Genomic DNA, 12,238 nt, shown 5'->3' with positions numbered 1-12,238 from the left:
GGGGTCACGGACCTCGGCGCCACGCGTCGAGGTCCGTCCACGCCTTGAGGGTCAGCCCGCTTTCGAAGCGGCGGCGTTCCTTCGTGACCGGATCGGTGAACTCCAGGACCTTCGCCAGCAGCTGCAAGGGTTCGGTGAAGTCGTCGAGCGGGGTTTCGGTCAGCTCGGGGTAGAAGTCGTCGCCGAGAATCGGCAATCCCAGGCCGCTCATGTGCAGCCTGAGCTGATGGGTGCGGCCGGTCGCGGGAAGCAGCCGGTAACGGCCGAGGCCGTCGCGATGCTCGATCAGTTCGACGCGGGTCTCGGCGTTGGGCGGCCCGTCGACCTCTTGCGCGGCGATGACCCCGCGTTCCTTGATGATGCGGCTGCTGATCTCACGCGGCATCGCGATGGCAGGATCATAGCGCGCGATGGCCTCGTATTCCTTGTGCACCAAGCGATCCCGGAACATCGTCTGGTACGCGCCGCGGAGTTCGGGGGTGATCACGAACAGGATGAGCCCGGCGGTGACCCGGTCGAGCCGGTGCGCGGGGCTGAGTGTCGGGAGGTCGAATCGCCGGCGGAGGCGGACCAGCGCGGTCTGCAGGATGTGCTGCCCGCGCGGGATCGTCGCGAGGAAATGCGGTTTGTCGGCGACCAGGATGTGCTCGTCGCGATGCACGACGGACACCTCGAACGGGACCTCGACCTCGTCGGGCAGGTCGCGGTGGAACCAGATGAACGAGTCCGGCACGAACGGCGCGTCGACACCCAGCGGCCCGTCGAGCCCGACGATGCGCTCCTCGCGAAGCATCTCCTCGATCCGCTCGGGCGCGACCCGGGGGAGACGCTCGACAAGATGCTCCCGCAACGTCGTCCACGGTCCCTCGGCCGGCATTTTGAGCCTCGCGGGATCGAGCCCGTGGCGGGGCGGGAGCGGCGGGCGGAGCTTGCGTCTCATCACCGCGCACTCTAGCCGCGAAGGTTCATCGGGCCTGGTCGCGGTAGCGGGCCAGATAGCGCTCGGTGATCTCCGCGTCGGCGATCGCGGTGGCCTCGGCGCGGGTCCGGCGGCCGGTGCCCGGCTCGAAGCCGTTCTTGGCGAGCCGGTGTTCGATGCTCTCCTCCATGTAGGCCATCGAGTAGAAGTACGCCACCAACGCGGCCATCAGGACGATCGCCAGCCTCAGCGTGAGCGGTCCCGGCAGGAGCAGCCACACCGCGCACAGCGGCGCGATCATCACCGTGCTGCGGGCGACGTGCCGCCAGCGCCAGCTTTTGGTGGTCGCGTCGTGGAGGATCCAGTCGTGGTAGCGCTCGGGCAGTTTGCCGCCGAGTGAGTACCACAGCCAGCGGATCGGGTCCGGGCGCGTGCGGGGCATCGGATGGCTCCCTTCCTTCGACGTTCGAATAGTACACTAATAGTTAGTACGCTAATCGTTAGTGTTGCCGAGGCCACGGCTAGGATCGGCGGCATGAGTTCGGAGGGGCCGGAGATGAAGTCGATCGATCTGGGCGAGGACCCGCTCGCGCTGGAGCGTCAGGTGTGTTTCGCGCTGTCGGTCGCTTCGCGGAGCGTCATCGCCATCTACCGCCCGCTCCTGGAGCCGCATGGGCTCACCCATCCGCAGTATCTGGTCATGCTGGCGTTGTGGGAGCGGGGGCCGCGGTCGGTGAAGGAACTGTGCCTCGCTCTGCGCGCCGAACCGGCGACGCTGTCGCCCCTGCTCAAACGGCTGGAGGCGATCGGTTACGTCACGCGCAGGCGCAGCGCCGAGGACGAGCGGCTGCTGACGGTCGAGCTGACGGAATCGGGTCGCGCGTTGCGGGCGGAGGCGGAAAAGATCCCGTACCGAGTCGTGGAAAAGCTCGGCATGGAGGTCTCCGAGCTGGAGACGCTGCACAAGGCGCTGACCCGGGTCATCGAAGCCACGGCTTGAGCGAACCGAAACCGGGGTGTGACGAAATGAGGGTGTGAAGCCGGGTGCGGGTGGGTATTTCCCGTCTCGCCGACAAGAGACGACAGGAAGATGAGGGCCCGTGACCACCTCGATCCCCGCCCCCGCGGAAGCAGGTCTGGATCTGACGACCAGGCTGAACGCGTATCTGGAGGATGTGGCTTCGGCCTTGGGGATACGGATGGAAGCGTGCACGGCCGACCTCACCGGCCCGGTCACCGCCAGCATGCGGCTGAACTGGCGTCTCCCCGGCTTCCCCGAGCGTGACGTCGACCTGTTGTGGCACGAGGAGCACGGCTGGTCGGCGGGGGTCGCGACGCACGCGGGGGACGATCACCACGTCGTCGTCGGCTACCTCGGTGGCCGGACGGTGGCGCCGCAGCCGCGGCGGGTGGCCCGCTTCGCCGAGACGCTGCGCACCGGCGACCACCAGGACTGCTGGCCCGGTCCGCCGACGCTGCGTACCGCCGGCGGACCGACCGCGCTGGCCAAGGAGCTGTCCGCCTGGGCCTGAGGCGTCAGGGACTGACGGTCAGCGTGCCGAGGATCTTGGCGACGACGGCGTCCAGATGGTCGTCGAGGTAGAAGTGACCGCCCTCGAACACCTCCAGCTCGAACGGGCCGGTGGTGTGCTCGCGCCAGTTCTCGACGTCGGGCGTGGTCAGGACCGGGTCCGCGTTCCCGGTGAGCGCCACGACCGGACAGGTCACGTCGGGGCCCGGCCGGTAGCGGTAGGTCTCGATGGCCTTGTAGTCGCCGCGCAGCGCGGGCAGGACGAGCTGGCGGATGTCCGGGTCGTCGAGGACCATCGCGTTCGTACCGCCGAGCAGGTTCACCTCGGCGATGAACGTGGCGTCGTCGGCGAGGTGGTGCATTTTCTCCTTGTACACGTCCGGACCCCGGCGGGCCGAGACGAACAGCGCCGCCGGGACGACGCCACGGGTTTCGAGCCGCCGGGCCACCTCGAAGGCGACGCTGGCGCCCATGCTGTGCCCGAAGAGGGCGAAGGGCCGCGGAATCGCCGAAACGACGTCCACCAGCCGCTCGGCGAGGACGTGCAGGTCGTCGATGACGGGCTCGGCGAGACGGTCCTGCCTGCCCGGGTATTGCACGGTGTGCACCTCGACGGTGGGCGAGAGCGCCGCGGACAGCGCCCGGTACCCGCTCGCCGACCCGCCCGCGTGCGGGCACACGACGAGCCGCGTCCCGGCCGCCGGTGCCGGGTGGAAGCGTCGTGTCCAGGCGCGCAAAGCCGGTACCGCCATGAGAATCCCCCAATCCGCGCGGGAACGGCCCGCACACCAACGGAATCTACGGGGAATTCGCGGGATGAGTCCATGGTTGTGTGGAGGGCTCGTGAGTGATTTGGGTCGTTCCAACGACCGGAGCACCCACGAGCTTGAAACTGGCGGAAGGGAGCGAGTGTGGCGGAGGATCTGAAGATCCGGCTCGGCGTCGGGCTGGGGACCGGGACGGCACCGGAGGAATTCGGTGCCGCGGTCGACCTGCTGGAGCGGACGGGCATCGATTCGCTTTGGCTGCCCGAGGCGGTGTACTCGCCGAGGATCGACCCGGTCGTCGGATTGACGCACGCGCTCGCTCGCACCTCGAAGCTGAAGGTCGGCACCGGTGTGATGGTGCTCCCCGGCCGTGATCCGGTGCTGGTCGCCAAACAGCTCGCTTCCCTCGCCGCGCTCGCGCCGAAAAGGGTGCTTCCGGTCTTCGGCCTGAAGCCCGCCCGCGACGCGGAACTGCCGCTCTTCCCGGTGCCGCCGGGCCGGCGGGCGGCGGTGTTCGACGAATCGCTGCGGTTGATCAGGGCCTTGCTGGAACACGAGGAAGTGGCCTTCGAGGGCGAGTTCTTCCGCGTGGAGGGTGCCGGGCTGGGCCTGCGGCCGGCCAAGCGGCTCGACCTCTGGCTCGGCGGGAAGGCGCCGGGCGCGCTGCGGCGAGTCGGCAGGCTCGCGGACGGCTGGCTGGCCAGCTTCATCACTCCGGAGGAAGCCCGCGCCGGCCGGGAGGCCATTCAGAAGGCCGCGGCCGAAGCGGGCCGTGAGGTCGAGGCCGACCACTTCGGGATCAGCCTCATCGTCGCCGAGAACGGGATCCCGGACGCGCTGGCGGCCTCGGTCGGGGCACGCTCCGACGCCGACCCGTCCCGGCTGATCGCGGGCAGCTGGAGCGCCGCCCGCGATCTGGTGGCCGAGTACATCGACGCCGGGCTCAGCAAGTTCGTGCTCTATCCGGCCGGTCCGGAGCCGATCGAGCGCTTCGTCGAGAACTTCGTCGAACACGCCGTCCCGATGCAGAACACGGCCTAGTCGAACTTCAGCTCTTCGGTCCGCCGCGGCATCAGCAGCAGCGCGCCGACGCTGAGCACGGCGACCACCAGCATCGCCAGGAAGACGTGGTGCGTGGCGTCCGCGAGGGCGTCACGCACGAACGTCGTCGTCGGTGTCGGCTCGGCCTTGCCTTCCAGCACGATGCTGGTCGCGTCGACCCCGGACGGCAGGCCGACGACCCCGGACGGCGGGTTGGCGAACCGGTTCGCCAGGGTGGCGTTCGCGATCGCGCCGAACATCGCCACGCCGACGGCGCTGCCCAGCGAGCGGCTGAACATGTTGGTCGCGGTGACGACGCCGCGGCGTTCCCAGCCGATGGTGGACTGCACGGCGATCAACGTGGGACTCGACGCCAGGCCCAGGCCGAGCCCGAGGACGAACGCGGCACCGGCCGCCAGCCAGATCGACGAACCGCCCGACAGGAACACGGTGATCGCGGTGCCGGCGATGACGATCCCGCTGCCGATCAGCGCGGTGTCACGGAAGCCGATCCGCATGTAGACCCGCCCGGCCAGCGACGCCGAGATCGGCCAGCCGACGGTCAGCGCCGCCAGCGCGAATCCGGCGACGAGCGCGCCGGTGCCGAGCACGCCTTGCGCGAAGGTCGGCAGATACGAGGTGAGCCCCATCAGCAGCATGCCGACGACGACGGCGATCAGGTTCCCGCCGATCAAGGTCCGTTTGGTGAAGATCCACAGCGGCAGCACCGGTTCCTCGGCCTTGCGTTCCACGAGCACGAACGACACCAGCAGCACCACGGCCGCGGCGAAGATCGCCAGGCTCGGCGCGGACGCCCAGCCCCAGGCGACCCCGCCCTCCAGCAGGCCGAGGATCAGCAGCGAGCAGCCGAGGGTGAGCAGGGTGGCGCCCAGGTAGTCGATGCGGTGCGAGCGGCGTTCGACGCGCTCGCTGAAGTTCCGGAACAGCATCCACGCCGCCAGCGCCCCGAGCGGCAGGTTGATGAAGAAGATCCAGCGCCAGTCGAGGTACTCGGCGAACACCCCGCCCAGCGTCGGCCCGACCACCGACGAGATCGCCCAGACGCTCGCGAGATAGCCCTGCACCCGCGCGCGTTCCTCGACCGTGTACATGTCGCCGACCATGGTCAGCGCGATCGGCTGGATCGCGCCCGCGCCGATGCCCTGCACCGCACGGGCGGCGATCAGCACCGGCATGCTCCACGCCGCGCCGCAGAGCACCGAACCGAGCAGGAACGCCGCGATCCCGAAGAACATCACCGGTCGCCTGCCGAAGAGGTCGGCGAACTTGCCGTACAGCGGCACGGTGACCGCCTGCGTCAGCAGGTAGATCGAGAACAGCCACGGGAACTGCGAGAAACCGCCGAGATCGGCGACCACCGAGGGCACCGCCGTCGCGATGATGGTCGAGTCCAGTGCGATCAGGCCGGAACACAGCATCACGGCGATCAGGACGGGGCCGCGTTCGGACCGGAAACCGACCCCTTCCTTCGCGGTGACCGGGGCCGGGGTGGTCATCTGTGGCGGTCTCCTCGGGCTCATGAAGGGCGTCAACTACTTCGCATGGGTAAGCATTCCATGAAGACACCCGGTCATGGGACCGATTTTTTCCGTGAGCTTTCCCGCAAAATGGCTCGGATGAGCAACTGGATCCGCCCGATCGCCCGTGGCTGGGTAGTCCGGGACACCGTCCCCGGGCCCGACGTCGACGAGTTCGCCGACCCGGGCCGGGTGATCGCCGCGCTCGCCGGCTCCCGGGACGACAGCCTGCTGGCGGTCCAGCATCCGGCCAGGACGCCGGCCGCGTTGGCGGGCGGCCTCTCGATCGAAGAGGCGCTGCCGCAGGCCAGGGCCACTTTCGAACGCATCCGGGAGCAGCACTATCGCCCCGTGTCGGCCGTCGTCGCGCCCTATCGCATCGACGGACCGGACGGCGTCGCGCTGGGTGTGCTGTGCCTGGTCGACCCGGCCGCGGTCCGCGACGACGGGATGACGCGGGTCCGGCACACCGAGGACGTCTACCCGGACGTCGTCGAAGAGCGGGCCGCGATGCTCGCCGGGCTCGGCGTCGCGACCAGCGCCGCGATGCTGGTCCCCGCGACGGGCGGCCGCGAACTGACCGCGCTGATCGAACGGCTCTGCCGTGGGGAGGTACCCGCCCTGTCCACAGTGGACGGGGCGGGCCGGAAGCACGAACTGTGGCTTGCCGGTCCCGGAGCCGGTCAAGCCGAACTGCTGGCGGCCTTGGCGGAGATGGATCTCCTGGTCGCGGACGGCAACCACCGTGTCGCGGCCGCCGCGGCGTCGGGGCGCGGCGCGCTGCTGGCGCTGGTCACCGGGGGACCGGGACTGCGGATCGGGCCCATTCACCGGGTGCTCGCCGGCACCGGTCTCGACGCGGTCACGCTGGTCCGGCGGTGGACGGAGGCGGGGTTCGACGTCCACCCCGGCCCGCCGGAACCGCCGTCCGAGGCCGGTGAGGTCACCGTGCTGGCGGGGGAGGCCGCGTTCCGGGTGGTGCTCGGAAAGGCGGGCGGCGACCACGCCGTGGTCGAGCAGGAGCTGCTCCGCGGCGCCCTCGGCGTCGATCCGGAGGGGCCGGGCGTGCGGCCGTTGCTGCCGGGCGCCCCGGTGCCCGAAGACGCGGACGCGGTCCTGCTGCTGGCCCCGGTCCCGTACGCGGAGGTGCTCGCCGTGCACGCGGCCGGGCTGAGGATGCCGAGGAAGGCCACCTATTTCACGCCGAAACCACGCAGCGGTCTCCTGCTGGCCGAGCTTTGACGCCGTCCGTTCCGGGAGCTTTTGTCGGTGACCCGGCCTAGGATCGCTTCGTGGAACTGCCCGTGATGCCACCCGTGAAGCCGATGCTGGCCAAGGCCGTGCACGAACTGCCGCGCACGCCGGGCCTGCTGTACGAGCCCAAGTGGGACGGCTTCCGTTGCGTGGTCTTCCGCGACGGTGACGAGGTCGTGCTGGGCTCGCGCAACGACAGGCCACTGACGCGGTACTTCCCCGAGCTGGTCGACCTGCTCAAGGACGCGCTGCCCGAACGCTGCGTCATCGACGGCGAGATCGTGCTGGTCACCGAGGGCGGGCTCGATTTCGAGGTGCTGCAACTGCGTCTGCATCCGGCGGCGTCCCGGGTGACCAAACTGGCCGCGGAGACGCCGGCCAGTTTCGTGGTGTTCGACCTGCTCGCCCTCGGCGACCGCGATCTCACGCCGGAGCCGTTCGGGGAGCGGCGGAAGCTGCTCGAAAGCGTCGTCGACACGAAATTCGCCCGCGTCCATCTCACGCCCCTGTCGAAGGACCCGGACGTCGCCCAGGACTGGTTCACCCGCTTCGAGGGCGCGGGATTCGACGGCGTCATGGCCAAACCCGCCGACGCGCCGTACGAACAGGACAAGCGGGTGATGTGGAAGGTCAAGCACCAGCGGACCGCGGACTGCGTCGTCGCCGGATTCCGGTGGCACAAGGACGGCGTCGGTGTCGGGTCCCTGCTGCTCGGGCTCTACAACGACGAAGGCGTCCTGCACCACGTGGGCGTGGCCAGCAGCTTCACCGCCGCGAGGCGCCGCGAACTGGTGGACGAACTCGCGCCACTGCGGGAGAACGCGAAGGAGAACCACCCCTGGCGGGAGTGGGTCGAGGCCCACGAAGAGGCGGGCGGCCGGCTGCCCGGCGCGAACAGCCGGTGGGCGCCGAAGAAGGACCTGAGCTGGGAGCCGCTCCGCATCGAATGGGTCGCCGAGGTCCGCTACGAGCACGTCGAGGGAACGCGGTTCCGCCACGGCGGCAGGCTCGTGCGCTTCCGTCCCGACCGTGACCCCGCCTCCTGCACCTACGCGCAGCTGGAAGAGGTCCCGCCCGCCGAGCTGGCCACAATGTTCACCGAGCTGGGGGAAACATGAAGTCGGAACCGGTCACACTGGATCTCGACGGCGTCGAGTTCACGGTGTCCAATCCGGGCAAGGTCTACTTCCCGGAGAACGGCGAGACCAAATTGGACCTCGTCGAGTACTACCGCGCGGTTTCCGTGCCGCTGCTGGCGCAACTCGGCGGACGGCCGCTGCTGCTGGAGCGCTACCCCGACGGCGCGGGCGGCAAATCGTGGTTTCAGAAGCGGGTCCCGAAGAACGCGCCCGAGTGGCTGACCACGACGGTGGTGTCCACGCCGAACGGGACCACTTCGGACGCGCTCGTGGCGAAGGACCTCGCGCATGTCATCTGGGCGGTCAACCAGGGCTGCCTCGGCTTCCACGTCTGGCCGAACCGGGCCGCCGCGCCCGGCATCAGCGATCAGTTGCGGATCGACCTCGACCCGTCGCCCGGGATCGGTTTTCCCGAGTTGCGCCGCGGTGCGGTCCTGACGAAGGCGTTGCTCGGGGAACTGGGCATCACCGCGCAGCTGAAGACGTCGGGTTCGCGCGGCCTGCATCTCTACGTGCCACTGGAACCGAAATGGGACGGCTACGAGGTCCGCGCCGCCGCCGTCGCGCTCGCCCGTGAACTGGAGCGCCGTCACCCGGAGGAGATGACGGCGCAGTGGTGGAAGGAAGAACGCGGCTCTCGGGTCTTCGTCGACTTCAATCAGAACGCGCCGCACAAGACCGTGTTCGGCGCTTGGTGTGTGCGGCCGCGGGTCGGCGGGCAGGTGTCGACGCCGATCGGCTGGGACGAGCTGGAGACCGTCGAGCCGGACAAGCTCACGCTGTCCACTGTGCCCGCTCGCTTCGCCGAACGCGGAGATCCTTGGGCGGAAACGAAACCGCAGTCGATCGAGCCGCTGCTGGAGATGTCCGAAAAGGACATGGAGAACGGGCTCATGGACGCGCCATGGCCGCCCGTCTACCCGAAGATGCCCAACGAACCGCCTCGGGTCGCGCCGAGCCGGGCGAAGAAGGAAAGCATTTAGTCCTCTGAATGCGGTAGTTGCGCGTGCAAGGAACGCGTTTAGAGGACGAAACGCGTTCTAGAGCGGCAGGTCGAAGGCGAGTTGCGGGTTCCCGGCGGGTTCGGCCTTGCGTGTGGACCGGTGGCCGGGCAGGGTCGCGGCGCACCGTGGGCACGGAACCACGTCGGTGGTGGTGAGATCCACCGGCGTCCACCGGCGGGCTTCCTTTTCCCCGCAGGCGGAACGCCGGTAGCGCAGGTCTTCGGAGCGGGTCATCAGATGCGCGGCGGGAGAGTCCTCCGGCAGCGCGCCGACCAGATACCAGCGTCCGGCGGTGTCCGTCATGGAACTGTCCTCCCGATACAGGTGGTCCAGCTCGAGATTCCTTCCGGGAATCAGTGTCAAGGAGACACGCGGCGATTCCCGGTATTTCGGCGTTTCGGCGTGTCAGGCCTGATTCAGTCCTGGACGAAGCGCAGGACCCGGAGCATTCCCCGCTCGTCGACGACGTCGGGATCGTCCGCGACGCACGCTTCTAGTCGCGCGGTGACGGCTTCGGTGTCGATCCCCGAGCCGATCAGCACCAGTTCACTCCGGCGCGGCGCGCCGGACGGCCACGCCGACCGTTCCACCTGGATGAACGAGCCCACCGTGTGCAGGCCGAACCGGGACCGCGGGCCGTTCGGGCCGAAGTCGAGGAAGCCTTTGATCCGATAGAGCCCACCGGGGCGCTGTTCGAGGAAGTCCATCAGCCGCCGCGGATCCAGTGGCCGCTCGGCGGTGAAGGCGACGCTGTCGTAGGCGGTGTGGAAGTGGTGCTCGTGGTCGTGCTCCTCCTCGCGGAGGTCGTCGAACGACAACTGGCCCACTCGTTCGCGCGGCCGGGCGTCGAAGAACAGGGTGGGATCGATCCGGCCGTGCGAGGTCGCGAGCACCGGCGTGCCGGGCGCGATCTCGTCGATCGTGCCGCGCAGCTTGGCCAAGGCGTCCTTCTCGGCCCGGTCGGTCTTGTTGAGCACTATCAGGTCGGCGAATCCGAGGTGTTCGTCCAGTTCCGGATGGCGTCGCCTGGTCTGCTCGAACTCGGCCGCGTCGACGAGTTCGACCAGGCCGCCGTAGGCGATGGCGGGGTTCTCGCTGGCGATCATCAGCCGGATCAGATCACGCGGTTCGGCGAGGCCGCTGGCTTCGATCACGATGACGTCGATGCCGGCCTCGGCCTCGGAAAGTTTGGCGAGCATGGCGTCGAGCCCGCTCGCGTCGACGGCGCAGCACAGGCAGCCGTTGCCGAACGACATCATCGTGTCGACCTGGCCGGAGACGGCCATCGCGTCCACCGCGATGCTGCCGAAGTCGTTGACCACGACACCGATCCGCGCACCCTGGCGGTTGGCCAGCAGGTGATTGAGCAGGGTCGTCTTCCCGGCACCGAGGAAGCCCGCGACCAGGATGACCGGGATCCGCCTGTCGACCACGAGCTTCCTTTCCGTCGGAGGTCCCCGCACTCTAGCGACGGCGCGCACGGCTCAATACACCGGTCCGCCGATAAAGCAGAAGAAGGGATGAGTGAATGCACTCGAAAGAGTGACTGGCGCTATCGGTTGGAACGATCATAAAAGCGATCTTGGAATTACGTGATCATTTCACCTTGGGTAGATCGGTGGATCTTCCGCGAAGTCGCACGCAATTCCAAATATTGTCGTCGACAAGCTTTCTGCCTGCGGAAACATGGTCCTGTGTGGATCTTTTGCCGTTTGGTTGATAGTGTCGGTGTTTTTGTGGGGTATCGTCCTTCGTCTGGTCCCGGACCCGGCCACCTCGTCGATCAGGCGTGACCCTCCGGGCATTTCCCGAAGTGCAGGAGGAATGGTGATCGTTCCCGCCGCCGGTGCCGGCGTCGAATTCGGAGAGTGGGAGGCCGAAGTAAAGGCGGCGTCCATGCGGGTGACGGACATCCCCCGGTTGCCTCCGGAGGCGGCCTCGCGGGGAAGCGGCGTGGACGTGGCCGAGGCGGAGGACTTCCTCCGGCTCTTCCACGCCGAAACGGGCAGCGGGGAAGCGCGGCTGCGCGAGCGGCTCGATCGGGTTCGCGCCGAGATTTACGAGACCGGCACCTATCGCCACACCACGGCCGAGGTCGAGTTCGGCGCACGGGTGGCCTGGCGGAACTCCGCGCGCTGTATCGGCAGGCTGTACTGGCAGGGCTTGAAGGTGCGAGACCGTCGTGACGTCACCGGCGCGGCCGCCATCGCCGAGGAGTGCGTCACCCATTTGCGTGAGGCGACCCGAGGCGGCCGGATCCGCTCGACCGTCACGGTGTTCGCGCCGGACGGCCCGGCCGGGCCCGGACCGAAGATCCACAACGACCAGCTCATCCGCTACGCCGGCTACCGGCTCGGCGACGGCTCGGTGCTGGGCGATCCGCGCTACGCCGACTTCACCGAGTCCGTCCAGGCGCACGGCTGGCGCCCGCCCGAGCGCAAGGGCTCGTTCGACGTGCTCCCGCTGCTCGTCGAGTCCGAAGCGGGGGAGCGGCGCCTGTTCCGGCTGCCGTCGGACGCCGTGCTGGAGGTCCCGCTGTCGCACCCCGACCATCGATGGTTCGCCGGGCTCGGGCTGCGCTGGCACGCGGTACCGGCGATCAGCGACATGCGCCTGGAGATCGGTGGGATCACCTATCCCGCGGCGCCGTTCAACGGCTGGTACCTCGCCACCGAGGTCGGCGCGCGCGACCTCGCCGACACCGACCGCTACGACCTGCTGCCGGTGATCGCCGACCTGATGGGCCTGTCGACGGCGTCCGAGCGCACCCTGTGGCGCGACCGCGCGCTGGTCGAACTGACCCTGGCCGTCCAGCACTCCTTCGACGCGGCGGGTGTGACCATCGCCGACCACCACACCGAATCACGGCGCTTCCTCGCCCACATCGCCAAGGAACAACGCGCGGGCCGCCGCTGCCAGGCGGAGTGGAGCTGGATCGTGCCGCCCTTGTCCGGCGGGCAGACCGCGGTGTTCCACCGCTACTACGACGAACCCGACCCGGCCTTGAGACCGGCTTTCCTGCCACCTGGGTGAACGACGCCCCTG

General features: G+C 68.9%; 13 protein-coding genes. 7 read left to right on the top strand and 6 right to left on the bottom strand.

What is annotated here, in order from left to right:
* Nucleotides 1–4 precede the first annotated feature (4 nt).
* Complete coding sequence (locus AVL48_RS37450; RefSeq protein ID WP_061980785.1) at nt 5–940, bottom strand: RluA family pseudouridine synthase; 936 nt, start codon at nt 938–940, stop codon at nt 5–7.
* Nucleotides 941–965: 25 nt separating this feature from the next.
* Nucleotides 966–1,361 carry a DUF5313 domain-containing protein gene (locus tag AVL48_RS37445; protein WP_061980786.1) on the bottom strand — a complete coding sequence of 132 codons (396 nt, stop codon included), beginning with the start codon at nt 1,359–1,361 and terminating at the stop codon, nt 966–968.
* Between the two features lie 114 nt (nt 1,362–1,475).
* Here AVL48_RS37445 and AVL48_RS37440 point away from each other — a divergent pair, with 114 nt between their 5' ends.
* Nucleotides 1,476–1,919: a MarR family winged helix-turn-helix transcriptional regulator gene (locus tag AVL48_RS37440; RefSeq protein WP_061980787.1), complete on the top strand. Its 444-nt coding sequence runs from the start codon at nt 1,476–1,478 to the stop codon at nt 1,917–1,919.
* A gap of 100 nt (nt 1,920–2,019) precedes the next feature.
* Nucleotides 2,020–2,451 (top strand): DUF6292 family protein, encoded by a 432-nt coding sequence (locus tag AVL48_RS37435; protein ID WP_061980788.1) that lies wholly within the window; start codon nt 2,020–2,022, stop codon nt 2,449–2,451.
* Between the two features lie 4 nt (nt 2,452–2,455).
* On the opposite strand, the gene AVL48_RS37430 is transcribed toward AVL48_RS37435, so the two are convergent.
* Nucleotides 2,456–3,202 (bottom strand): thioesterase II family protein, encoded by a 747-nt coding sequence (locus AVL48_RS37430; RefSeq protein ID WP_061980789.1) that lies wholly within the window; start codon nt 3,200–3,202, stop codon nt 2,456–2,458.
* A gap of 159 nt (nt 3,203–3,361) precedes the next feature.
* Between AVL48_RS37430 and AVL48_RS37425 the strand changes: the two genes are divergently transcribed.
* Nucleotides 3,362–4,258: a TIGR03854 family LLM class F420-dependent oxidoreductase gene (locus AVL48_RS37425; protein WP_082857892.1), complete on the top strand. Its 897-nt coding sequence runs from the start codon at nt 3,362–3,364 to the stop codon at nt 4,256–4,258.
* Here the strand turns inward: AVL48_RS37425 and AVL48_RS37420 are convergent.
* A complete protein-coding gene (locus AVL48_RS37420; RefSeq protein WP_061980790.1) occupies nt 4,255–5,775 on the bottom strand; it encodes an MDR family MFS transporter in 1,521 nt (506 codons plus the stop codon). The genes AVL48_RS37425 and AVL48_RS37420 overlap by 4 nt on opposite strands.
* 111 nt (nt 5,776–5,886) lie before the next feature.
* Between AVL48_RS37420 and AVL48_RS37415 the strand changes: the two genes are divergently transcribed.
* From AVL48_RS37415 to ligD, 3 genes are read left to right on the top strand one after another with little or no spacing between them, the layout of a single operon-like run.
* The gene (locus AVL48_RS37415; RefSeq protein WP_082857901.1) at nt 5,887–7,038 is read left to right on the top strand and encodes a DUF1015 family protein; all 1,152 of its coding nucleotides are present in this window, start codon (nt 5,887–5,889) and stop codon (nt 7,036–7,038) included.
* Nucleotides 7,039–7,088: 50 nt separating this feature from the next.
* Nucleotides 7,089–8,168 carry an ATP-dependent DNA ligase gene (locus AVL48_RS37410; RefSeq protein ID WP_177242272.1) on the top strand — a complete coding sequence of 360 codons (1,080 nt, stop codon included), beginning with the start codon at nt 7,089–7,091 and terminating at the stop codon, nt 8,166–8,168.
* The gene (ligD, locus tag AVL48_RS37405) at nt 8,165–9,172 is read left to right on the top strand and encodes a non-homologous end-joining DNA ligase (protein WP_061980792.1); all 1,008 of its coding nucleotides are present in this window, start codon (nt 8,165–8,167) and stop codon (nt 9,170–9,172) included. Before AVL48_RS37410 ends, ligD begins: the two co-directional genes overlap by 4 nt.
* Before the next feature lie 57 nt (nt 9,173–9,229).
* Here ligD and AVL48_RS37400 read toward each other — a convergent pair whose 3' ends face one another.
* Together AVL48_RS37400 and AVL48_RS37395 are read right to left on the bottom strand one after the other, a co-directional pair.
* Nucleotides 9,230–9,496, bottom strand: coding sequence for a hypothetical protein (locus tag AVL48_RS37400; protein ID WP_061981123.1), 267 nt, complete (start codon nt 9,494–9,496; stop codon nt 9,230–9,232).
* Nucleotides 9,497–9,609: 113 nt separating this feature from the next.
* A complete protein-coding gene (locus AVL48_RS37395) occupies nt 9,610–10,626 on the bottom strand; it encodes a CobW family GTP-binding protein (RefSeq protein ID WP_061980793.1) in 1,017 nt (338 codons plus the stop codon).
* A 391-nt stretch (nt 10,627–11,017) separates the two neighbouring features.
* Here AVL48_RS37395 and AVL48_RS37390 point away from each other — a divergent pair, with 391 nt between their 5' ends.
* Nucleotides 11,018–12,226: a nitric oxide synthase oxygenase gene (locus AVL48_RS37390; protein ID WP_061980794.1), complete on the top strand. Its 1,209-nt coding sequence runs from the start codon at nt 11,018–11,020 to the stop codon at nt 12,224–12,226.
* Nucleotides 12,227–12,238: the final 12 nt, after the last annotated feature.

It is taken from the genome of Amycolatopsis regifaucium, from assembly GCF_001613935.1.
GTDB lineage: Bacteria > Actinomycetota > Actinomycetes > Mycobacteriales > Pseudonocardiaceae > Amycolatopsis > Amycolatopsis regifaucium.
Note: the sequence above shows the minus strand (reverse complement) of the source record. Positions and strands in the feature narration are given on the sequence as shown.